The organism is Massilia sp. CCM 8734 (genome assembly GCF_011682155.1).
In the GTDB taxonomy this organism is placed as follows: Bacteria; Pseudomonadota; Gammaproteobacteria; order Burkholderiales; family Burkholderiaceae_D; genus Telluria_A; species Telluria_A rubra.
The window spans coordinates 75,813-98,232 of record NZ_WHJI01000022.1; the positions used below are offsets into that span (position 1 = coordinate 75,813).

Annotated in this window: 20 protein-coding genes and 1 tRNA gene; 9 read left to right on the plus strand and 12 right to left on the minus strand. The window is 64.1% G+C overall.

Annotation, left to right across the window (positions count from 1 at the left end; translation table 11 throughout):
* The first annotated feature begins 66 nt into the window (after nt 1-66).
* A complete protein-coding gene (locus F2P46_RS20225; protein ID WP_166893470.1) occupies nt 67-609 on the plus strand; it encodes a nuclear transport factor 2 family protein in 543 nt (180 codons plus the stop codon).
* Here F2P46_RS20225 and F2P46_RS20230 read toward each other — a convergent pair.
* The 4 genes from F2P46_RS20230 to F2P46_RS20245 all read right to left on the minus strand — a co-directional run bounded on the left by F2P46_RS20230 (nt 575) and on the right by F2P46_RS20245 (nt 5,572).
* The gene (locus F2P46_RS20230; RefSeq protein WP_166893471.1) at nt 575-1,138 is read right to left on the minus strand and encodes a hypothetical protein; all 564 of its coding nucleotides are present in this window, start codon (nt 1,136-1,138) and stop codon (nt 575-577) included. The two genes, F2P46_RS20225 and F2P46_RS20230, sit on opposite strands and share 35 nt — an antisense overlap.
* Nucleotides 1,125-1,715 (minus strand): ACP phosphodiesterase, encoded by a 591-nt coding sequence (locus F2P46_RS20235; RefSeq protein ID WP_166893473.1) that lies wholly within the window; start codon nt 1,713-1,715, stop codon nt 1,125-1,127. The genes F2P46_RS20230 and F2P46_RS20235 overlap by 14 nt, the downstream gene beginning before the upstream one ends.
* A 113-nt stretch (nt 1,716-1,828) precedes the next feature.
* Nucleotides 1,829-4,549, minus strand: coding sequence for a PAS domain-containing protein (locus F2P46_RS20240; protein WP_166893475.1), 2,721 nt, complete (start codon nt 4,547-4,549; stop codon nt 1,829-1,831).
* Nucleotides 4,550-4,780: 231 nt separating this feature from the next.
* A complete protein-coding gene (locus F2P46_RS20245) occupies nt 4,781-5,572 on the minus strand; it encodes an alpha/beta fold hydrolase (protein ID WP_166893477.1) in 792 nt (263 codons plus the stop codon).
* Nucleotides 5,573-5,817: 245 nt separating this feature from the next.
* Between F2P46_RS20245 and F2P46_RS20250 the strand changes: the two genes are divergently transcribed.
* Nucleotides 5,818-6,930 carry a DNA topoisomerase IB gene (locus tag F2P46_RS20250; RefSeq protein WP_166893479.1) on the plus strand — a complete coding sequence of 371 codons (1,113 nt, stop codon included), beginning with the start codon at nt 5,818-5,820 and terminating at the stop codon, nt 6,928-6,930.
* Between the two features lie 215 nt (nt 6,931-7,145).
* On the opposite strand, the gene F2P46_RS20255 is transcribed toward F2P46_RS20250, so the two are convergent.
* A complete protein-coding gene (locus F2P46_RS20255; RefSeq protein WP_166893481.1) occupies nt 7,146-8,702 on the minus strand; it encodes a radical SAM protein in 1,557 nt (518 codons plus the stop codon).
* A gap of 29 nt (nt 8,703-8,731) precedes the next feature.
* Nucleotides 8,732-9,331 (minus strand): hypothetical protein, encoded by a 600-nt coding sequence (locus F2P46_RS37780; RefSeq protein WP_229509369.1) that lies wholly within the window; start codon nt 9,329-9,331, stop codon nt 8,732-8,734.
* Between the two features lie 192 nt (nt 9,332-9,523).
* Between F2P46_RS37780 and F2P46_RS20265 the strand changes: the two genes are divergently transcribed.
* Nucleotides 9,524-9,796 carry a hypothetical protein gene (locus tag F2P46_RS20265; RefSeq protein WP_166893485.1) on the plus strand — a complete coding sequence of 91 codons (273 nt, stop codon included), beginning with the start codon at nt 9,524-9,526 and terminating at the stop codon, nt 9,794-9,796.
* On the opposite strand, the gene F2P46_RS20270 is transcribed toward F2P46_RS20265, so the two are convergent.
* From F2P46_RS20270 to F2P46_RS20285, 4 genes are all read right to left on the minus strand, one after another.
* The gene (locus tag F2P46_RS20270; RefSeq protein WP_368737935.1) at nt 9,793-10,140 is read right to left on the minus strand and encodes a DUF2809 domain-containing protein; all 348 of its coding nucleotides are present in this window, start codon (nt 10,138-10,140) and stop codon (nt 9,793-9,795) included. The genes F2P46_RS20265 and F2P46_RS20270 overlap by 4 nt on opposite strands.
* Before the next feature lie 84 nt (nt 10,141-10,224).
* Nucleotides 10,225-10,593: a MerC domain-containing protein gene (locus F2P46_RS20275; protein WP_166893489.1), complete on the minus strand. Its 369-nt coding sequence runs from the start codon at nt 10,591-10,593 to the stop codon at nt 10,225-10,227.
* 157 nt (nt 10,594-10,750) lie between these two features.
* The gene (locus F2P46_RS20280) at nt 10,751-11,944 is read right to left on the minus strand and encodes a tetratricopeptide repeat protein (protein ID WP_166893491.1); all 1,194 of its coding nucleotides are present in this window, start codon (nt 11,942-11,944) and stop codon (nt 10,751-10,753) included.
* A 152-nt stretch (nt 11,945-12,096) separates the two neighbouring features.
* Nucleotides 12,097-13,281: a tetratricopeptide repeat protein gene (locus F2P46_RS20285; RefSeq protein WP_166893493.1), complete on the minus strand. Its 1,185-nt coding sequence runs from the start codon at nt 13,279-13,281 to the stop codon at nt 12,097-12,099.
* Nucleotides 13,282-13,839: 558 nt separating this feature from the next.
* Here F2P46_RS20285 and fusA point away from each other — a divergent pair.
* The 6 genes from fusA (at nt 13,840) to F2P46_RS20315 (ending at nt 19,990) form a co-directional block, all read left to right on the plus strand.
* Nucleotides 13,840-15,882 (plus strand): elongation factor G, encoded by a 2,043-nt coding sequence (gene fusA / locus F2P46_RS20290; RefSeq protein WP_166893495.1) that lies wholly within the window; start codon nt 13,840-13,842, stop codon nt 15,880-15,882.
* 91 nt (nt 15,883-15,973) lie between these two features.
* Nucleotides 15,974-16,504 (plus strand): hypothetical protein, encoded by a 531-nt coding sequence (locus F2P46_RS20295; protein WP_166893497.1) that lies wholly within the window; start codon nt 15,974-15,976, stop codon nt 16,502-16,504.
* 46 nt (nt 16,505-16,550) lie between these two features.
* Nucleotides 16,551-16,919, plus strand: coding sequence for a hypothetical protein (locus F2P46_RS20300; RefSeq protein ID WP_166893499.1), 369 nt, complete (start codon nt 16,551-16,553; stop codon nt 16,917-16,919).
* A 73-nt stretch (nt 16,920-16,992) separates the two neighbouring features.
* Nucleotides 16,993-17,409: a hypothetical protein gene (locus F2P46_RS20305; RefSeq protein WP_166893501.1), complete on the plus strand. Its 417-nt coding sequence runs from the start codon at nt 16,993-16,995 to the stop codon at nt 17,407-17,409.
* 109 nt (nt 17,410-17,518) lie between these two features.
* Nucleotides 17,519-17,593, plus strand: a tRNA-Arg gene (locus F2P46_RS20310).
* Nucleotides 17,594-17,617: 24 nt separating this feature from the next.
* Entirely contained in the window at nt 17,618-19,990 is a 2,373-nt protein-coding gene (locus F2P46_RS20315) for a hypothetical protein (RefSeq protein WP_166893503.1), read from the plus strand.
* A gap of 102 nt (nt 19,991-20,092) precedes the next feature.
* Here F2P46_RS20315 and F2P46_RS20320 read toward each other — a convergent pair whose 3' ends face one another.
* Both F2P46_RS20320 and F2P46_RS20325 read right to left on the minus strand, forming a co-directional pair.
* The gene (locus tag F2P46_RS20320) at nt 20,093-21,226 is read right to left on the minus strand and encodes an AAA family ATPase (protein WP_208296707.1); all 1,134 of its coding nucleotides are present in this window, start codon (nt 21,224-21,226) and stop codon (nt 20,093-20,095) included.
* A gap of 8 nt (nt 21,227-21,234) precedes the next feature.
* Nucleotides 21,235-22,119, minus strand: coding sequence for an RNA ligase family protein (locus tag F2P46_RS20325; RefSeq protein WP_166893507.1), 885 nt, complete (start codon nt 22,117-22,119; stop codon nt 21,235-21,237).
* Between the last annotated feature and the right edge of the window lie 301 nt (nt 22,120-22,420).

The window sequence follows — 22,420 nt, forward strand, 5'->3', positions numbered from 1 at the left end:
AATCTTGCCGGCAAATTTCATGCTACATTGCGTATCCACCGTGACGACTTCAACGCAAAGGGTTTCATGAAACACTGGATCATCGCAGCACTGGTTTTCTCGTCCATGCCGGCATTCGCCGCCACCGCCACCGCCACCGCCAGCACGCCCAAGGCCGATATCGCGGCGCTGGAAAACGTGGTCGAAACGTTTCGCCTGGCCGTTATCAAGAAGGACAAACCGGCTTTCATGGGCCTGCTGTATTCCCCCACGATTGCCTGGATCGGCGTCACCACCGATAACAGCGTCAACATGATCGACGCGATGCGCAAGGACCAGTCCAAACCGGGCTTCAAGAAGGTGTCCGGCACCGGCAGCGCGACCGAATTCATCGATCATATCGTCGCAAGCGAGCAGCGGATCGAAGAAACCGTCGATAAGCTGCGGATCGACTCGAACGGCGATATCGCCCAGATCTGGTTCGACTACAGCTACGTGCGCGACGGCTACAAGCAGAACTGGGGCCAGGAAGCCTGGCACCTGGTGCGCACCGACGCTGGCTGGAAAATCAATTCGGTGATCTGGTCGATGGAATTTAACCCGCTGCCGCCGCCGCCACGGCCGAAATAGGCGCGCTCGCCACGGAGTCCGGCACGCACCCGCATAATTGCGCGTAGCGCTCTTCGGACACGCCGAGCCGGCGCAGCCAGTTGGCGAAATACAGCTGCAAGGTGTCGCTGTTGTGGTGCGTGCCGAGGTGAAAACGCTCGAAATCCTTGCGGTTCTGGATTTTATCGGCGATCAGCATCTGGTTCACCTCGTCCACGCAGCTCAAAGCGATGGCATCGTCCGCGCTCTCGCAATGGTGCGCCAGATAGTCGTTGGCCACGCGCCGGTATTCCATCGCCAGCAGCACCACCAGCGGGTCGGGCCGGGCGAGCGCGAACGTCGAGTCCGGCGCCAGCGCGCCAAGCAGCGCAGCGTCGTCCTGGAGCAGCGGATGCAGGCAAAACGCTTCCCTGGCCCGTTCCGGCGCACCGATTTCATCGAGCAGGGCCAGGCCTTCGTCGATATGCGCGATCAGCGGCACGCCCGAGCGCCCGGCGCGTTTATCCCCATAAAACCGGCAAATCGCCACGTAGTGTTTATTGTCTTTCATTGCGTTGGCTTTCTACAAAAGTGATTAATTCGGGGAAGAACACGTCAAAGCCGTCGGTAATCGTGGCGGCATGCCGTTCCAGGTCGTCCAGCGCCGCGCGCATGACATCGCCGTTTTTCGACAGGCGCGTTGAAATGCGCCGCACCGCCCGATCGACACCGGCATAGCGTTGATATGAGCCGAGCCAGTCCTGTTCGATCATGTACGGCGCCAGTTCGGCCAGCTTGGGCGGCAGCACGGCGGCCTGCCGGGTCAATACCCCATAAAAGCCGGCGATAAAATCGGCCAGCGGCACCCCGGAATAACGCGCCCAGCGCACCGCCAGCACATGGTCGTAAAACACGTCGAGCAAAATGCCGGAATAGCGCCGGCCCGGCCCGTCGAACAGGCTTTTGGCGGCCAACACCACAGGGTGACTGTCGGTAAAGGTATCGACCTTGCGGTGAATCAGGATTTCGGCTTGCGTGACGGCGCTGAACTGCCCGTCCGCGCTGGGTTTGACAAAGTCGCCCAGCAAGGCGCCGAGCATGGCCTCGTCGCTGTAGCGGGCCAGGTAAATATGAGCGAGGTAATTCATGTGGAGCCTGGAAACCGGTGATCAGGATTCCAGCATGCCTGAATATCCAATTTCTTGCAGAAAACATCAGAAATCATTCCGCTTGGATAATCGCTATGGCTCAGGCGCGGCATTTACTTGACCGACGTCATCGCATAGCGGTTGCGTCCGGAATCCTTGGCGCGGTACAGGGCGTCGTCGGCATGTTTGAGCAAGGTGTCGACCCCGGCCAGGCCGTTTTCGGCGGTGGCCACGCCGATGCTGGTGCTGACAATGCGCGCCACGCCGTCGATATCGAAGGGTTTTTCCATGACCTTGATGATCTTGCGCGCCACCACGGCGCATTCGGCCACGGTTTGCAAGCCTTCGAGCAGGATCACGAATTCGTCGCCGGCCAGGCGGCCCACCGTGTCGCTCTGGCGCACGCAGGCGGTGAGGCGGCGGCCGAACTCAATCAGCACGAGGTCGCCGCCGCTGTGGCCGAAGCTGTCGTTGATCGACTTGAATTTGTCGAGGTCGAGGTACATCACGGCCATCACGTTGCCGTTGCGGGCGCTGCGGGTCTGGGCGCGGCCGATGCGCTCGGTCAGCTGGGTGCGGTTCGGTAAGCCGGTGAGCGCGTCGAAGCGGGCCAGCGCGCTCAGTTGCTCTTCGAGCCGCTTGGCGTCGGTGACGTCGTTGACCAGGCCGGTGACGCCGACCGCGTGGCCGGCGCAATCGACCTGCGGGATGTAGGTGGCGTGGTAGTGGCGCTTGTCGCCGCCCTGCATGCGGGCAAAGTCGAACTTGACGGTGCGCCCGGTGATCGCTTCGTCGAAGGCGCGCTGGTGGATCTCGGCTTCCGCTTCGCTGAACAGGCTGCTCACCAGGCTGCCGTGGATGCGCGCCAGCGGCACCCCGAACCAGCTTTCGTGATGGCGGTTCACGAAGCCGAAGCGCCCTTCCCGGTCCATGAAGTTGACCAGCGCCGGCAGGTTGTCGGTCACCGTGTGCAGCAGGCGCTGCTGCGCGGCCAGGGCCAGCTCGGCCGCCTTGCGCTCGGTGATATCCATCACCATGGTGTAGAAACCGGCGACCTTGCCATCTTGCCCGATGTCGGGAATGTACTCGGTTTGCAGGTAGCGGTTGCCCTTGAGCTCGGCGGCGGGCCGCTCGAACGAGACGCGCCGGCCGGCCAGCGCCGCCGCCATCTGCGCCGCCACCGCCGCGAACACCTTGGGGCCGAACACGTCGCTGACGGTGCGCCCGACGATCTGCTCCGGGGCGATCTCGGTGATGGTGCTGTAGGCGCGGTTGCAGAAGGTGTAGCGGTATTCGGTGTCGACATAGCCGATCAGCGCCGGCATGTTGTCGGCAATGGTGCGGATGCGCTTTTCGCTGGCCGCCAGCACTTGCTGGGTTGCCTTGAGCTCGGTGATGTCGTCGACCAGCACGAAGTAGCCCTGCACCACGCCGTGCGCGTCGATGTCGGGATTGTAGGCGACCCGGTCCCACTGGATGAGGCCGTGGCGCCGCACCTGGCGCTCGAAGCGCACCGCGCGCCCGCTCAGGGCGGCGTCCAGGTAAGGTTTGCTGACCGTGTAGATCGCCTCGCCGACCACGTCGCGCACGTTCTTGCCGGACAACTGGCGCGCCGAGACGCCGAAATAGGCGCTGTAGCGCTCGTTGCCGAAGACGAAGCGTTCGTGTTTGTCGACATAGCCGACCAGCGCCGGTACGTTGTCGGCCACCATGCGCAGGTTGCGCTCGCTGTCGGCGACGGCGCGTTCGGCCTGGTCGCGCTCGGCCATCAGGGTGTCGAAAGCGCGCTGCAGCTCGCCGATTTCATCGTCCGCGTAGGGCGCGCCGGGCGCCTGCGCAGCGCGCCCGGCCGCCATCTGCCGGCCCAGGTGCTTGAGCGGCTGCAACTGGCGCCCGATCAGCAGCCAGGCCACCGGCCCCATCACCAGCACCAGCAAGGCGGCGATGATGGCCGCGTTCCAGCCGATCTTGCCGGCAAAGGCGAACGCTTCGGCGGTCGGGTATACGCCGCACAGCAGCCAGCCGGTGCTGGCCAGGCGCTTGTACGAGAGCAGCGCCTCGGCGCCGTTCTCGGCCGTCGAGCGCAGCGTGCCTTCGAAGCCGGCCAGGGCCTGCTCGACCGAGGCCGCGCGCTTGCCGCCATCGCCGCTGCGCTGCAGGATGCGGCGCTCGTCCGGGTGCGAGACGAACTCGCCTTCGCGGCTCAGGATATAGAAGTAACCGGTCTTGCCGACCTGCCCGATCGACAGTTCCTTGATGAAGCTATTCTTGGCCAGGTCGATGGCGCCGATCAGGATGTGGCTGATCTGGCCATCCTTGTCGTGGATGGGCGCGGTCATGATGATCACCGGGCGACCGCTGATCTGGCTGCGCAGGGGGCGCGAGATGATCGGGCCGTCGCTCCGGATGGTGTCGAGAAAATAGTCGCGCGTGGAAAAGTTGCCCTGGCCCCGCATATGCGGATAGTTCATGTTGGCCACATGCTCGCCCTGGGCGTCGAGCACAGACAGATTGGTGAAAAAGCCATCCATGCTGTGGTATTGCTCGAGCTTGTCCTGGAAAGCGGCGGACGCGTGCGGGAGCCGTTCCAGGTCGCGCGCCAGGCGCACCAGGGCTTGCTGGCGGATCATGAATTTGTTGTCGAGGTCGCGCGCGAGCTGGCCGATCAGCGACGTCTCGCGCTCGCCGACCACCGTTTCGACGCCGCGCTGCACGATCAGCACCGTCGCGACCGTCAGCACCGTCGCGGTCAGGACGATCAGCATGCCCACGGCCAGCGAAAAACGCGCCTTCAGCGAGACGGGACCAGGAAGCCAGCGGGGACGGTTGAACATGAGCTTGGCGATTGTCGGACGAGTTGGTGTGGACGACGAATCGGCGGGGCTGGGCCGGGAAAATCGGGTAGCCGCCACGACTGCGCGCGCCACCCCGGGCACTGCCGGCGCGGGGTGTGGCGCTGGTTACCGATGCTTTTGAGTGTACATTATTTCCCATGGAAAATATCAGCATGGGCGCAACAACAACAGTTTCGGTGACAGGTGTTGCGCTGGCGTAATCGGCAAGCATCAGCGCGTGGCGGCGCACACCTGGACGAAGTCGCGCACGCGCGTGGGAATGCCCAGCACGTCCTGGTAATTTTGTGCAATGAACAAGCTTGACCCGGGAAGCAGGCGGTGCAGTTCCCGGGCCGAGGCCAGCGGATGGGCCGCGTCGCCCGCCCATCCGATGATCAGCGCCGGGGTGGCGGACAAGGCGGCCAGGGCCGCGCGCGGCGGCAGGTCGGACAAGGCCGCCCCTTCGTACTGCGCCAGCATGGCCGCCCGGTCCGGGGCGGGCGCGCGCAGCGCGGCCAGGTGCGGCGCGGCCTCGAGCAGCCAGGGCGGCAGCCCGGCGCCCTGGCCGGCGACCAACCTGGCGACGCGCGCCGTGCCCGCCGTGTGCGCCAGGGCGATGGCGCGCCGGTACAGCGCGGCCTGGGCGACGCGCGCCTCCCACAAGGTGGGCGGCAGGAGCAGCACCAGGCCATGGATGCGCGCGCTCTGTTGCAGGGCCGCGTGCAGCGCGCCGGCGCAGCCCATCGACCAGCCGCCGGCGATGAAGCGGTGTTCGCCGATGGCGTCGGCCAGGGCCAGCATGTCTTGCCCGAGCTCGCGCCAGGTCGCCGGCGCGCCTGCCGGGTTGCCGCCGTGGCCGCGCGCGTCGTAGCGCACCAGCCGCAGGGAGGCGGGAAAATGGCGCCACTGGAGCATGTCGAGCGCGTCTTCCGCTTGCATGGACGAGCCCATGCCGTGCGCCCAGAGGAAAGGTGCGCCGCTGCCGGCCGAGCGGACATTCAGGTCAAGGTCGCCTACACGCATGCAAACACGTCACGAAAAGGTGGGGAGGCAATGTAGCACACGGCAGTCCCTGGCGGCGCCCTGTGCCGCCAGGCCACGCCGGTGACCGGCGTTGACGACGACGCGTTGGGCCGGGCGCCGCCAGCCGGCCTGCGTCGCCGCCTTCGGCGCGCGTCAAGCGAAGCGCGTGTCCGGGTCGGCCGCGTGTAGTATTTGGCATGCTGCCGACAGCAGTTCGGCATGTTTCCACTACGACCGAGTCAACGATGAAAAGAGACGAACCCAGCGCCGCGAGCCCGGCGCCATCCGGCGAGGTGCTCGCCGCCGCCAAGTCCGCCGGACTGCGTTATGTCAGCGACAACGCGCCCGGTATCACGCGCCAGGCGCACGGCAAGAACTTCATCTACCTCGACGCCGGCGGCGATGCGGTGACCGATGACGATACGCTGGCGCGCATCCGCGCGCTCGCCATTCCGCCGGCCTGGACCGACGTGTGGATCTGCAAGCTGGCCAACGGCCACCTGCAGGCCACCGGGCGCGACGCCAAAAAGCGCAAGCAGTACCGCTACCACGCAAAGTGGCGCAAGCTGCGCGACGAAGTCAAGTATGAGCGCATGATCAGCTTCGGCAAGGCCCTGTCCGCCATCCGCCGCACCGTTGACGCCGACCTCAAGCGTCCTGGCCTGCCGCGCGAAAAGGTGCTCGCCACCATCGTGTATCTGCTGGAAGCGACCATGATGCGGATCGGTAACGAAGAATATGCGCGCAGGAACAAGTCGTTCGGGCTCACTACCTTGCGCGACCGGCATGTGCGCATCGACGGCAAGGCGGTCGAATTCCGTTTCCGGGGCAAGAGCGGCGTGTTCCATAACGTCAAGGTGGAGGATAAGCGCCTGGCGCGCATCATCGCCCGCATCCGCGACCTGCCGGGGCAGGAACTGTTTCATTACGAGGACGATGACGGCAATGCGCACACGGTCGATTCGTCGGATGTGAACGATTACCTGCGCGAGATGACCGGCGAGGAATATACGGCCAAGGATTTCCGCACCTGGTCGGGCACGGTGCTGGCCGCGCTGGCGCTGCAGGAATTCGAAAAGTTCGATTCGGAGGCGCAGGCCAAGAAGAACATCGTGCGGGCGATCGAGTCGGTGGCGGAAAAGCTGGGCAACACGCCGTCGATCTGCCGCAAGTGCTATGTGCATCCGGCGATCCTGGAAGCGTATCTGGACGGCACCGTGCTCGAAGCGATGCGCGAGAGCACCCGGCGCGAACTGATGGAGGAGTTGCACGAGTTGCAGCCGGAAGAAGCGGCCGTGGTGGCGTTTCTGCAGCAGAGGTTGCAGGAGCCGCCTGCCAGGGGCAAGGCGGCCGGGTAAACGCCGGGAGCCGTCGGGCACCCGGCAGTGAATTTCCCAAGCGGCGGCGGGCCAGCCGCGGACGATCATCCTGTGAACCCGGTCGACGATGTCCAGCCCTTGAACTGCACCGCTCAACTCGGCGGCGCAGGAACGCCGCTTCCCGGCGGTGTGGCGGACATCGTCTCGTTGTCGACCTGGCCCCTCGCGACGGGGCTGAGCAGTTGAGCAGACGCTTACTCTCTGGCAACCACCCCCTGCATTTCTGTGACGGGAATCATCCGGATCACCTGCGTGGAAGCAACCTGGCGAGGCGCTTGATCGGGCGGCCGCGCGAATTCCACCGATACATTATCGCCCAGCGCTTTTCTGAAATGATGCTCCGCGAAGCGCTCAAACCAGACCACACGGGCGCCACAGAAGAGATCCCGGTGGTTCATGTCGCCGTCATATTCAGCGAACGTGTGCCCCGGGGAGCCACCTTCACAGAGCGATTTCCACGTACACTGTTCGCATTCCGGCAATTCCCGCCGTCGCATCTTGTTTAGTTGCTCCAGCAATTTTGGCGATTCCATGCACGTGTCGATCGACGTCTCTTTCACATTCCCAAGCACCCAGTCCGGATCAACCCACATTTGATCGGCCCACACATCGCCAGTTGCGGAAATACGGGGGAAGGCATTATAAAAGTAGGTATGTTTAGGAAATAGCGGCGCCTCAAAGTTATAGCGCGTCACTGGATCGTTGCTGATATCTCCAAAAAAATTGCCGTACACTTTCAGTTTCGGATTGCGGTAGCCGAGGATGAAATCGCCGGCATGTACCCATTGATCCCTGGAGGGGGCAATGGAAGCCCACGGCAGGTTGGCGGCATTACCTTGCTTTTGCCATTGTGAAAAGACGAGCATCCCCGCCTCGACCTGTTCGGCGAGTTCGACAATTTCGCGTAGTTGATGGATATTCTTCGAAGTCAGGCAAACAAAAATGACCACGTGCGGGCCAAGGCCCATCTCCTTGAACATGGTCAAGCTCTCTATTGCATAATCGAAGGACTTGTGGCCACGGACCTCGTCATTTAACTCGCGCGTGGCCCCTTCAAGACTCACCTGGATGCGTACCGACCTGCTTCCACCGTTCAGTGCGCGTATTTGTTCAGCGAGTCTTCGTGGAAACTTTTTACCGTTGGTATACACGTCCACGTCATGCCCGCATGCTACACAGTAGTCGATGATCTGATCGAGGTCTTTCCGCGCCGCCGGCTCTCCACCAGACAAGGCAATCCGCTTCCCGGTGAAAGGCGGAAGCATGTCGATGGCCTCCTTGATGTTTTCCAGACTGAGTTCGTTTGGCAGTTTCTTCCCGGAAGAAACATAACAATGCTGACACGTCATATTGCACGCGTTAGTCACTTCCAGATGCAAGCCAGTCACTTGCGACAAGTTGTAGACTGGCCGTCCGCTTTCCCGATGGGAGTCCCGACAGTTGAACAGCATACCGTTCTTGACCAGCTCGTCTACGAGTGCAAGATAGCCACCAGCCGGTGGCGTGATGTGCTTGTTTGCGTACAGCTCCCGCAAGATTTGCGCGAGGCGCGTTTTACCATCTGCCAGCTTGATTAATGCGACCGCGGCAGGCGTGGTGATAATCCAATGCTGGTTCCATGGATCGATTACCATCGTCGCGTCACCGGCACCACCCTTGCCCTCGATATAGATGACTTTCGAGTTCACGTATGGGCGCCACGCATAGGCATATTCGGGAATAAATTCTTCGATTTCCGACAGGTTGCCCATTTCCAGTTCCTTTCGTTTTTACGATGAAATTAGCGCGTCCACGACCCGACAATGATGGGTCCCTGCTGCCCGACGCTGGCCTGTTGCGCAACTTGAGGCTGAGCTGTCATCTGCGGCGCGACCGAAAACGTGGTTGCCTGCATGACGCTGGGTGCGGCCCGGACAAACGCACCCGGGGCGGCACGGAGGAAAGCCCCTGGCGCGGCGCGGACAAAGGCGCCAGGTGCGGCTCGCACAAACGCGCCTGGAGAAACACGTGCAAATGACGTTGAAAAATGCGGAACCATTTGTACTGGCGCCGCGCGCACGAACGCACCGGGCGATGCCCTGACAAAAGCACCAGGCGATGCCCGGACAAACGCACCGGGCGACGCCCTGACAAAGGCACCGGGTGCCGGAGCACCGGGTGCCGGCTGCTGGAATCCGCTGTGGGAAGGCGCCGCCCGGACGAATGCCGATTGGGGCGTCGCTGCGGACTGACTCGATGCCGCTGCCGCCACAAACTTCTCGACCAACTCATCGCTCATACGAAATTCACCGAATCGTTCTTCTGGAATGTCGTAGTAGTTGCCATTCGCATCCCTGATAACGATGTAAACGCCTGGCTTTTCCTCATTTTGCTCTGGCATGTCTGTTCTCCTTGTCACGATTGCGCCGATTTCGCGGTCGGATTTCGAAGTCGATTGTGACGGCGACCATTCGACCATTGCGGACGTGGTCTGGTAGAGGCGCCCGAATTCCCATCCTGGAACCGGGTATTGCTGCCACGGGAACCCCGCTTTGCGACCTGCGATCCTCAGCGAGTCTACGCGCGAAAAATCGTGAGAATCCACCGCAAGCTTTATTTTTCAAGAAATTATGTTAAAGGCGACACTAACGACGAATATCGCTTCGGCATGGCACGTCAAGCTGACAATCAACGTTATCCGGGAGAGTGGGAGCCGATGGTCGGCGGTGGACAAGCTATTTGCGTGAATGCCCTGCTGTTGAACCAGCTGAGAGATCGTTGGCTGACGCACGCCGCCAAGCGGCGCGGCCCGTGGGTGCACCGCGATCCGGCCTGCATCGTTTGTTGTCTGGGGAACTGCTGCTAGCGCAGCATGCCGCGTGCGCGCTCGAGCAGAGCGCCGAAGCCGATACCGACAGTGTAAGCAAGCAAGTCGCGCCAGTCGAAGCCGCTGCCGAGCACCAGGTAGCCGGCCCTGGTGGCGCGCAGGTGCCTGATCCACGCGGCCTGGTACAGCTGTGAAAATTCAACCGCGAAGGCGGTCCCCAGCGCCAGCATGACCAGGGTGCCGGTCTTCGCGCGCGGCAGGCAGAACGCCCACAGCAAAAACACCAGCAAGGCCCACAGCGCATCGCCGGGATAGTTGCCGAAGTAATGCGACAATACGGACGGATAGCGGCGCGTCGCCATGCCGCATCCGATCACGATCACGCATCCCGCCCCAATCCAACGTCTGTCACGCACCATCCGAGCGGTACTCCTTGTGTCAACTTGTCTGAACGACCGGCAAGGTGGTCAGCAGCAGCGCGCCTTCTTGGCCATCACGCAACTGGCGCAGAAGGCGCGGTTCTTGAGGTGGGCGGCAAAGATGAACAAGCCGCCGATGCTGGTCACAACAGCTTCGGCGCCGTGCCCGTAACGCGGGCCGGCCACCAGCACCGCCGCGCAGCAACAGGCGAAGCCGCAGGCGCCGAGGGCCGGGACCAGCGCACGCCGGTGCTGGCGAAAGCCGGCCACCAGGGCCACCAGCGCCGGCAGCGCAACGACAATGAGCAGCCACGCGTGCAGCCCGTCGTCATGCGGGAACCAGTTGACCAGGGGAAAAGCGGCCAGCAACAGCGGCGGCCCGAGGCAGTGCAGCAGGCACAATGCGGCCGCCGTCATTCCGGCGTAGTCCGCCACTCCAATTACGCGTTTTATCATCGAACTGACCTGCCTTGCGCTGCTTGGTGCAACTGTGTTGCAAAACAAGATCATAGCCCAAGCCGGCCCCAAACGCAACCGGATTGCATATGCACCACCACCCGGCCTCGTGACGGCCTTAGCTGCGGCCCTTGCTGCGGGTGTTGAACAAGGACTTGCCGAGCGGCTCGTCACTGTGGCACGGATAGCCTGCATTCTCGGCCGCGTCCTTCAGGCGCTTGGCGAGGGCGACGTTGCGCGCCACGCCATCCCCATGACGCAGCGCCTGCGCGTAGCGGCAACGCCCGGCCGGGTGACCGGTATCGGCGGCGATCTGGTACAGGCGCACCCCCGCCGTCTTGTCGGCGCGCGTGCCCCAACCCATGAAGGTCACGTCGCCCAGGTTGACCGTCGCCTCCAGCATGCCCGCTTCATGCGCCTGCCGGAACATCGTGACAGCGCGCCCCTGGTCCCGCGCCACGCCGTCGCCGTAGCGGTACAGGATCGCCAGATTGTTCAACGACGGCGCGTAGCCCTGCGCGGCGGCGCGCTGGTACATCGACAGCGCGCGCCGCTGGTCGGCCTTGACGATCACGCCTTCGATGTAAAAACGTGCAAGCTGATGCTGTGATTGCGCATCGTTGTTGGCGGCCGCCGCTTCGAACCACTCGATTGCCTTGACGTGGTCGTTGGGCTTGCCATCGGCCATGTACATCCTGGCCAGTTCCGACTGCGCAGCGACCTTCGCGCCCGGCCCCCTGCCCGCCTGGGCAAACAGGGTCATAGCGCTCGCGCGGTCCGCCAGCATGCCCTTGCCCGTGGCGAGCACGGCTGCGGCATTGAATGCGCAGTCATTGTCACCCCGGGCGGCGCACGTGCGCCAGTAGGCCACGCCCTTCGGCACGTCCCTGGCGACGCCGACGCCCTTGTAATGGTGCACGCCCAGTTGAAACAGGGCGCCCGGATAGCCGGCGCCGTCGGCTTTTTGCAGCCACGCAATTGCCTTCGGAATGTCGGGCGCGCCGTCAGCGACGCCGTCGCCGTCCATCACGCCGAGATTGTATTGCGATTCGCCATGGCCCTGCTCGGCCAACACCAGGAATTCGGCGTAGGCCTGCGCTTCGTTTCCTTCAGAATAGGCCTTTGCCGCATGAGCGAGGCGCGCTTCGCCCATGGCGGTCAGCTTGCCATTCGCATACAGGCTGCCCGGCGCGCCGCCGCTTGCGCCACTTGCGCCGCTCGCACCGGTGATGCCGGCCTCCCGCGTGGCGCACCCGTACAACAAGACCAGGCAAGTCAGGGCGCCAGCATAGCGGCGCGAGATCGTATTCATTATCAGCTTCCCTCTGTCAGTTATGACCATGGGCACGGCGCGCCCTGTTGGTGCAACAGATCGGCATAGTGCCATAGTTGCCCAAATGTATGTTTGATGCGAGACAAGCCTGGGATCGGTCCGCCGGCGCCGTTAATGCCTGCCAATCCGGCTCAAGGGCGGCCCTTGACCCGCCGGTTGACCAGATACTCGCCGAGCGGCGCGTCGCTGTCGCACGGCGCATTGGCGTTGTTTGCCGCTTCCTGCAGGCGGCTGGCCTGGCCCGGATTGCGCGTGACGCCGTCACCATGGCGCAGCGCCTGCGCGTAGCGGCAGCGCCCGGCCGGGTGCCCGGCATCGGCGGCCAGCTTGTACAGGTCGGCCGCCGCCGTCTTGTTGGCGCGGACACCCCAGCCTTTGAAAGTCATGTCGGCCAAATTCACCGTGGCCTGCATGTTGCCGCCGTCATGCGCCTGCTTGAACATGGCAAGCGCCTTCTTCTGGTCCTTCGGCACGCCCTCGCCGAAACGATAGGCGGCCCCGAGGTTGTTCAAGGACATCGGCTCGCCCTGCCTGGCGGCGCGCTGGTACAGCGCCAGCGCTTTGCGTTTGTCGGCCTTGACGCCATACCCATTGCTGTAGATCAGGGCCAGGTTGTACTGGGCCTCGGCATCGTTGCCGGCCGCCGCCTGCTCGAGCCACTGGCGCGCCTTGACGAAGTCGCGCTCCTTGTTATCCTGCAGATACATCTTGCCCAGCTCGGACTGGGCGGCCACCAGCGCCCCCGTGCCGCTGCCGGCTTCGGCAAACAAGGTCCTCGCCGCCGCCTCATCGCGCGCCACGCCCAGGCCTCCCGCCAGCGCCACGCCGGCGTTGAACCCACAGCGTTTCTCGCCCAGCAGCGCGCATTTGCGCCAGTACACCAGGGCCTTGGGCACATCCTTGGTCACACCATCGCCCTTGTTATAGCGCTGGGCCAGCTGGAACTGGGCTTCGGGATAATTGCCGTCGGCCGCCTTGTGCAACCAGGCCAGCGCCTTGGTCGTATTCGGCGCGCCGGTGTCGCCGTCGCTCTCCATCACGCTGATGTTGAACTGCGACTCGGCGTAGCCTTGCTCGGCGATCCCCAGCCATTCGGAATACGCCAGCGCCTTGTTGCCCGCCTGATACGCCTTGAACGCGCGTTCGCGCCGCGCCTCGCCTTCCGTGGTCAATTTGCCGTTGGCGACCAGGCTGCCGGGCGCCGCGCCGCTGCCGCCCGCCGCCGCATCGGCGGTGCCGGATTCCTGCGTTGCGCAGGCGGAAAGCAATACCAGGGCGATCAGGCCGCTCGCGCAGCGGCTGGTGAGGGTGTTCATTGTCAATTTCCTGCTCTTTTTGCTGGGTAGTCGGAAACTCGCACGCCCGCTGCGCGCCAGTCGAAATAGTGTTTGTGCAACAGAGCGGTATTTTTACATCAGTGATCGAGGAAATGTTGGCTAAGTTCAATGTATTACGCAAAATAGATGGGCGCGGACGATCCCATCCCGCCGCAAGCGCCGTTCGCGTGCCGAATCAACAACAAAATAAGCACTTGACATTCGACAAATACCACCCTAAGCTTGCGGCCATGAACTCAATGGACATCCTCTTTTTACCTTCGCCCTTCCCGGCACGTTGCCACAACGTCCCGGGCCGCGATAGTGCGCCCTTGATTCGCTCGTAACGAGCACCCATCACAAAGGCCCACTCCGGGCCTTTTTTGTTTTTGCAGTTTCGCTTTTCCCCACTCAATAGTTGCTTAGGAGCATATATATCATGAAGTCAGCCGACGAAGAACGCGCGCGGGATCACTGAACAAGGGTGGTCGCATGGCTCCCGCGGCGCTTGTCTCAAAGACAATCTACGACCGCCCGCTATGTTTAGAAAGCACCACCATGACTGCGACAGTCCTTCGCGCCAACACGCGCAACTTCGGTATCATTGCCCACATCGACGCTGGCAAAACCACCCTGTCCGAACGCATCCTCCTCAAAACCGGCGAGATCCACCGCGCCGGCGAAGTCCATGAGGGCACCGCCACCATGGACAGCATGGACCTGGAAAAAGAACGCGGCATCACCATCGGCGCCGCCGCCACCCGCGCCTTCTGGAACAAGCACGCCTTCACCCTGATCGACACGCCCGGCCACATCGACTTCGCCATCGAAGTCGAACGTTCGCTGCGCGTGCTCGACGGCGCCGTGACGGTGCTGTGCGGCGTGGCCGGCATCCAGCCCCAGACCGAAACCGTCTGGCGCCAGGCGCAAAAGCACGGCGTGCCGACCATCGTGTTCATCAACAAGATGGACCGCGCCGGCGCCGATTTCGGCCGCGTGCTCGCCCAGATCGGCGCGCGCTTGAACGCGCTGGCCGTGCCTTTGAGCATTCCGGTCGGCGCCGGCGACGCCTTCGAAGGCGTCATCGACGTGCTCGGCCAGCGTTTCCTGGCATGGGATGCGGCCGGCCTGATGAGCGCGACACCCCTGCCCGTACGGCTTCAAGCACAGGCGGCGGCGGCCTACGCCCACGCTGCGGCGGTGGCGGCCGACGCCAGCGACGCGCTCACGCTCGCCTTCCTGGCCGACGACACCCTGTCGCCGGCGGATGTGCGGGCCGGCCTGCGCGCCATGACCCTGGCGCGGCGCGCGCTGCCGGTGCTGGCCGGTTCGGCCTACCGCAACGCCGGCATCGAGCCGCTGCTCGACGCTGTCGTCGACTGGTTGCCCTCGCCCGACGAGCGCGCCGCTCCCATGGCGCGCCTGGACGATGCGAAGGTCACCGTCGGCACCGGCGACGCCGATCCATTGGCGGCGCTGGTGTTCAAGGTGGTGCACGACGAGCACGGTGCGCTGTCGTATGTGCGCTTGTACGGCGGCACCCTGCGCGAAGGCGACGTGGTGTGGAACGCCTCGCTCGGCGCGAGCGTGCGCATCGGTCGCCTGTATGTGATCCATGCGGACCGCCGCACCGGCGTGGCCCAGGCCGAGGCTGGCAGCATCATCGCCATCGCCGGCCTGAAAGAGGCGCTGACCGGGCACACGCTCTCGACCAGGGCGACGCCGCTGGTGCTCGAAACCATCCACGCCGGCGAACCGGTGGTGGCGCTGGCGATCGAGCCCGGCAAGGGTGGCGACCGCGGCAAGATGCTGGCCGCGCTCGACCGCTTCCGCCGCGAGGATCCGTCCTTGCGCCTGGAAAGCGATCCGCTCAGCGGTGAAACGGTGCTGTGGGGCATGGGCGAGCTGCACCTGGACGTGGTGCTGGAACGTGTGCGCCGCGAAACTGGGGTGGAAGTGACGGTCGGTGCGCCCCAGGTTGCCTACCGCGAAACCATCGCCGGGCCGGCGGTGCAACTGGAAGGCAAAGTGTCGAAGCAAAACGGCGGCAGCGGGCAGTATGCGCGGGTCGTGCTGCGGGTGGAGCCATTCGAGGGCGTGTTTGCCTTCGAGAATGCGATCAAGGGCGGTGTGGTGCCTGCGAACTTCATTCCAGCCATCGAAAAAGGTGTGCGGCATGCGCTGGCGCAAGGTCCTCTCGGCTACCCGGTGACGGGCGTCAAGGTGACCCTGCTCGATGGCGACTACCACACGGTCGACAGCAACGACATGGCGTTCATGGTCGCGGCCAAGGAAGGCACCCTGGCCGGGCTCAAGCGAGCACATCCGCTGATGCTGGAACCGGTCATGACGGTCAGCGTCGATGCGCCGGCAGTCAATGCGGGCGATGTCATCGGCGACCTGCAGCGCCGTGGCGGCAAGGTGCTCGGCATCGAAGAGCAGACCGGCCGGGTGGAAGTCGTCGCCGACGTGCCGCTGGCCAGGCTGTTCGGTCACACGACCAGTTTGCGCTCGCTGTCGCAAGGGCGTGCGTTTGCCAGCGCGGTGTATGCACGGCACGCGCCGTGCATGCAGCCCCGTACCGAGGCGATGGCTGCGTAATCATGTTGTAAAGTAAGTCCAGGGCCGGAAAGCGATTTCCGGCCCTTTTTCGCGCGCGGCGCGACAGTCTCATTCACAGGAAAACACGACCATGGAATGGCGTACACATCCAGCCTTGTCAGGCAAGTTTCACCCGGACTATCCGGACGATATCCAGGTCATCATTCACGATGGCGGTCCGCGCATCACGACCTTGAACCCGGAAGCGGCATGGGTCACCGTCACGGGTGTCGACGGCGACGTGTTCAGCGGCCGGCTGATCATTACGCCGACGCAAGTGACCTCGGTACGCCTGAACCAGTCGATCCGCTTCATCGCCACCAGTAACAATCATCCGGTCATGGTGAGCGACAAGTATCTTGAGGAACGCCCGTCGTGGCTTATCGGCGCATGCCACAAATGCGGCTTCGACGAACTGCTCGACGCGCCGTCCGACCTGATCAAGGTGGTCTTTCCGAACATCCCCGCCGATGCCGAAATGGAAGAGTTTACCGCGTTCTGTGGTGCCTGTGGCGGCGCCCAAATTGTCGAGGCACGCCCTGCGCCAAAAGCGGCTGCGCCCTTGGCCGACGCCGCCCAAGCCGCTGCGAGCGAACGCCCATGGTGGAAACGATGGGGCTGATCTGATGGAACTGTCCTAGCGTCAAAACGGTGAGCGTGGCATACCGTTGCTCACACGCGGCAGCGGACGCGGTGAGTTCATTCGCCAGACCGGCTCTCCGGGCCGCTATGGCGTGGTTGTATTGATCCTGGAACCGGCCGACCTTGACGGCAGATGCTCGCTCAGTTGGGAAGTGGCGGAAGAAACAATTCCTGTCATTTTCCTCGACGCAACGGTTCGCGCCATCCATCACGTCATTGGAGAAGACGGCTTCGAGGGCGACTACCTGAGCGACTGCCGGATTCGGGTTGTCGAGGGCGCGTATAACCATGTCGATTCCAGCATGAATTGCTACGTGATGGCGAGCGCTCTGGCCATGCGCGAGGCGCTTCGCAGCGTCGGACTGTATTCGTCTGCAGCGTCCGTGCTGCCTTGATCCATCAGTCAGCCGCCATGCCAATCGCTGGCATATCCTGCGCTCTTTTTACCCGGTCCGACCAAGGGAAATCATGATGAAAATCGCATTGGTAACGAACGGTGGACGCAGCGTACAGCTCCAGACCACGTGCACCGCCACGGGAGTGTACGTGCGCCAGAACGGACCGCCAGGCCGTTGCGGCGCGATCGAACTGATTCTCGAACCGGCCACATCGTGGTATTCGCCTTGCACGCTCAGTTGGGAAGTGACGGATGCGCAAATTCCCATCCGCTTCATTGACGCCGTGATCAGCAGTATCAAGTATGTCATGGCGGAGGAGGCGTTCGACGGCGACTATCTGAGCGGCTGCCGCATTCGGGTGGTGAACGGCGCTTATCACGAAACCGACTCCAAAGTGAGTTGCTACCAAATGGCCAGCGTCATGGCCATGCGCGAGGCGTTGCGCGCCGCAGGACTGTATACGCCGCTTGCTTTGGGCGATGCGTAAGGCGGTGTGTCAAATTATATTGAACTATGTTACCGATAATGTTAAGGTTATCGCCTGAGCATTGATTCTACTCAATGCTGCTGGGCGCCGCGTCCATGCAAAAAACAATTCCGGAATAGCTCAATGGCAGAGCACTTGGCTTCGATCTGAGTAGGCGCTGGTTCGATTCCAGCTTCCGGACCCAACACTTTATTTCATCGGATACCACGTGGATAACGACGATTCCGGCGCCGGCCGGATCCGCATTGCGCCCGGCTATGCGACTTTGCAACTGGCTGCCGCCTTGCGCGCCGTCAGCGACCATCCCGACCCGCAAGTGCGCGCCAACGGCGCGACCAAGGCGCGGCAGTGGGAACAGGTCATGGTTGGGATGTTCACGGGAGCGATCGCGGTCGGCTCGCGCACGCCGCTCGACGGCGCGCCGGCCTGGGTGACGCCCGACGTCGTCAAGGGCGGCTTTGCGACAGGCGACTTCAAGGCCGGCGGCCCCCTGCAGGGCCATGAACTGGCCACGCTTGCCGCGGCCGGCATGGCGCCCACGCCCGCCGCGCGACGCTGGCTCAACGCGCGCCTGCTGACCGACGAAGGACTGGCCAGCCTGTACGCCCTGCTCGACTCGGGCTGCTACGAGATCAACGTCCCGGAAGAAGGCGCGCTGCTGGTGGTCGCCTGGCTCACGCGGCACGGCAAGCTTGAGCAGGCGCGCGAAGTGCTTGACGCGATCGCGCCGTGGTTCGACCGGCTGCGCTTCTATCCGCTGCCGGCTGCGCAGCCGCGCCGCTTCGGCGAACGCGTTTTCCTGGCGCCTGTGAGCGCCGCGGTGAGCGCTCTGCAAAAACGCCAGGGCGACGGCAACCCGCGCATCCTGGCGCAGCGCGCCGCCGTGCGCGTGCGCCTGCCGCTGTACGACCGCGTGCTGCGGCTGTTCCTCGACAGCGTCGACGGCGCGCCACCGTCCATCGATATCGGCGCCGATGGCGCATGGCGCGATCCGGCGAGCGGGAAATTCCGCATCGCCGGCGGCTGGCCGTGCCGCCTCTACCCTGCCGGTTGGCGCGAACGCGGCGAAGCGCTGCTGCGCGAATGGCAAGCACACGCCGCCGCAGCGCGCACGGACGACAGCTTGGCCGAGCTGTGCGGCTACCTGCACCTGTGCGTGAGCGAACCGGCCGCGCTGAGCGGGCGCGATGTCGGCCGGATCCGCCTGATCCTGGGCCGCTACATCAGCAAACGCGGCTTGCCCGGATCGGCGCAACTGGCGGCGCTGCGCAGCGCACAGGCCAGGCAAGTTGCGGCGGTGCCGTATCACCTGCTCGCCGGCGTACTGGCCGATCGCCTGCGTGCCGTTGCGCAGGACGGCGGCCTGGACGACCCGGCGCCGCTGGGCGTACCGGTCACCGTCGCCGAAGCGGCCAGCCTGGGCGAGGACGCCGGTGCGCCGATCCCCGCCGTCTTGCTGGCCAAGCTCGACCGATGCAGCATCGAGAGCGTGCCCGTGCTGGTCGAACGCGGCGTCATCGGGTCCGCCGAAGTGCTGGCCGGCGTGCTGCCGCAACTGAGCGCCGCCATCAATGGCGCGGCGCTCGCGGAACCGTCGCTCAAGCAGTTGTACGGCGCCTTGTACCAGGCTTTCCGGCGCCGCCGTTCGCTGCTGCTGCAAAACCTGCAAAGCCAGGTGCGGATAGGTGAATTGCCGTGGGTTGCCGCCGTCAACGCACAGCGCCAGCAAGGCCTGGCGCCGCGTACGCTGGCGCGCCGCACGCTCGACGAACTCGCGCTGCTGGCACTGACCTCGTTCCCGCAGACCGCCATCCCCAACCCGCTGATACAGGAACTGAACACCCTGGCCGGCAATGCGGGGCTGGACCTGCCGCTGGTAGAGGAACTGGCCGCCGATATTTTCATGGGCACGTTCGGGCACAAGTTCGCCAACGTGGCGGCGCACGCGAGCGCCATGCTCGACGACAGCCTGTACTACCACTATTACGGAATCGACGCCGCCGTTCGGGCGCAGTTGCGCGAGCTGGCGCAGCGCCGCGACGGCAGCGCCGCAACGCAGGCCAACGCTGACGGCCTGACCGGCCTGTGCGAAGCGCGCGCCGGTGTCCGCAGCGGCTTCGGAACCGTCATCAACAATGCCATGGTCATCGAGCAGCAGCAGATCCTCACCACGCACAACCTGGCCGCGCTGGTCGCCAGGCTCGATCTCGATGGTGAACTGCAAGCGCACTACGAGCGCATGGCGCAGCAATGCTTTGCGTGGATTTGCCGGAACCAGCACAATGCACTGAACGCCTGGCCGGGCGACCCGCGCGCGATCAGGAACGCCGCGTACGCATGGCGCCAGATGGTGTTTTTCCTGTCGATGACAGCGGCCGCGACGCACGCCGACTTCATCGCATGGGCGCATTCGCACCTGGCGCAGGAGTCGCCGCGCCTGCGCCAGCGCCTCGCCCCCGCGCTGGCCGGACTGGAACTGGCGGCGGCCGGCCGGTCGCTGGACGATCCCGCCAGCCTGGCCAGCGGTGCGCGCAGATTGCTGGCTTACGCGAAAGGGCAGCACTGGATGGCGGTGGCGTAATCACGATCTCCGCCACCTGCGCACCGACGGCCACGGCCCCACCCATCGAGCCATGGCTGGGTGGGTGGTTCCTCATGCCGATCGGCGGCGTCGATATCTCCGTCATAAGTAACTTACCGCATGCGCCTCGGTCGGCAGCGGCACCTCCCACTTGAACAGCATGCGCTCGATCGCCTTGTTGGGCAGGCTGGTGTCGCGCTGGTTATTGCGCTTGAAGATGACCTGCGGCGGCTGCTCCAGGTACACCAGTTCGACCTCGGCATCGTAGGCATACAGCAGGTCGAGCGTCTTCTTGCGCATCTGCGCGCTCAAATGCGTGGTGTTCCACACGAACGGCGCCTTTTCGCGCAGCATCTCCTTGGCGAAATCGACCGCGCGATGCGCCACCGCGCCTTCGTTGGCCCCGTGGCGCAGCCCCAGTTCTTCGCGCGCGTCGTCGATCGACACCACCGGCAAACGGGCCCGGTTGGCCGCCACCCAATGGTTCTTGCCCGACGCCGGCAAGCCTGACATGACCGTCACGCGCGAGCCGGGGTTCTGGTGATGCACGAAATCGGGCGCAATGCCGGCCCCGCGCATGTACGACAGGCGCGTGTGCGCATCGGCGAACGCCTTCGGCGTGCCGTAGCAGCCTTCGTCGCGCGCCATCTCGCGAAACAGCGCGATATCGACCAGGCAGTCGTCCTTTTTCTCGTACCAGCGCCCTTCCATGTCGGCCTGCGCCATTGCCGACAGCAGGCGCAGGTCCAGCTCGTGCGACAGCTTGCGGATCAGGAATTCGGCCGACTGGCCGTTCTTGTTCCCGGCCAGCGCAAAAAACGGTAGCTGGTGCACGGTGATGATGCGGCAAATGTGCTCGCGCAGCGCAAACGGCACCCCCGCATGCCAGCACAGGATGCGCGCATCGATGGCGCCGCGTTTCGAGTGGCCCGGCTGGCCGATGCGCCCGCTCTCCGGATCGATCACCGTGGTGGCCGGCTTGGCGATATCGTGCAACAGCGCCGCATAGAACAGGATGAAGCGTTCCTCAGCGCTGCCGTCGATGTAGTCGCCACCGCGCATCAGGGCCTCGACCACCATGCGCGTGTGAATCCAGACGTCGCCTTCGGCATGGTAATACGGGTCCTGCGGCGTCGATGCCAGCAAGGCCAGCTCGGGGATCGCGTGCAGGAACCAGGCCCAGTCGGGCGCCTGGCCGGGCGCCGGCACGTGCGCGGCCATGGCTTTGTAAGTCAGCTTGTCCATCATTTGGCTCCTTCGGTGACCACGCCCAGGTCTTCCCATGTGGTGCTCAGGCGCGGTGCGTAGATATCGACCCCGGGCGCCAGCTGGTTCGGCACGTAGGGCTGCTGCGAGTGGTGCATCTTCGAGTCCAGGATGGCCTGCACGAAGTCGCTGCGCACCCATTTGTAGCGCGCCGCGACCACGCCGTCTTCTTCGACCTTGATGTACAGGCCCTCGGCCAGGTCGGACTTGTCGGCCTGGGTCCAGCATTTGGCCAGGTCCAGGCCTTCGCGTTCGACCGTCGCTTCGAAGTCGTGGCGCCAGCGCTCGGTCTTGGCCAGCGAAAAGCGGATCAACGCGGTCAGGTCGGCCAGCCGTGGCGGCGCGATGCCCGCGTACAGCACCGGCACCGGCAGCACCGGCGCCTCGCCCAGCAGGGCTGCGCGCGCGGCGGTCGACAGGAACACCTGTTTATCGCGGTCGTAGATGTCGAACTCGCAGAACAGATGCGGCAAGTGGTTGTAGAAGACGCTGTGCTTCTTGCCCATCCACTCGCCGTACATCACGTGGCGGTCGCCCAGGCGTTCGATCAACGCGCTTTCGTGGGCGGCGGCCCAGCGCTTGAAGATGCTGAACTGGCGCTCGCGCCCACCGCCGGCCAGGTAATGGCCACGGCTTTGCAGCAGCAGTTCGGCGCCTTCGGAAAAGCTCAGGCCCGCATTCGCGCCGTCGAGTTTTTCTTCGACCACGATGTAACGGCCGGCCAGCGAGGCATAGGCCGCACGCGGATCGTTGCGCTTGTTCGGCTTGTCGAAACCGTCGTCGCCCTGTTGCAGCTGCGAGCCTTCCAGGTGGCGCGTGGACGGGTATTTATGTAATTCCAGATTGTGAACGAAGTTCGTCATGATGTGCTCCATGTTGTAGATGGGAGCTGACGACAAAGGCGGAACTACGCCACGACGGCAAGGTCGTGGGAATGAGGCATGCGGCATGCACAGCGTACCGGTGGCTGGTGAAAGCGCACTCGCGGCAGGTCAATCCGATATCGTCAGCAGATAGGTTGGCTGTGGTCAAGCACGGCAGGTTCTCGATTCAGTAGTGGGTTGTATTGCGAAGGCGCAGAGTCTAACCCGGCTTTTACGCAGATGTAAAGAAGAATATGAACGCGCGGCGCACGCACCGCCGGCGCCGCGCGCTCAGGATTCG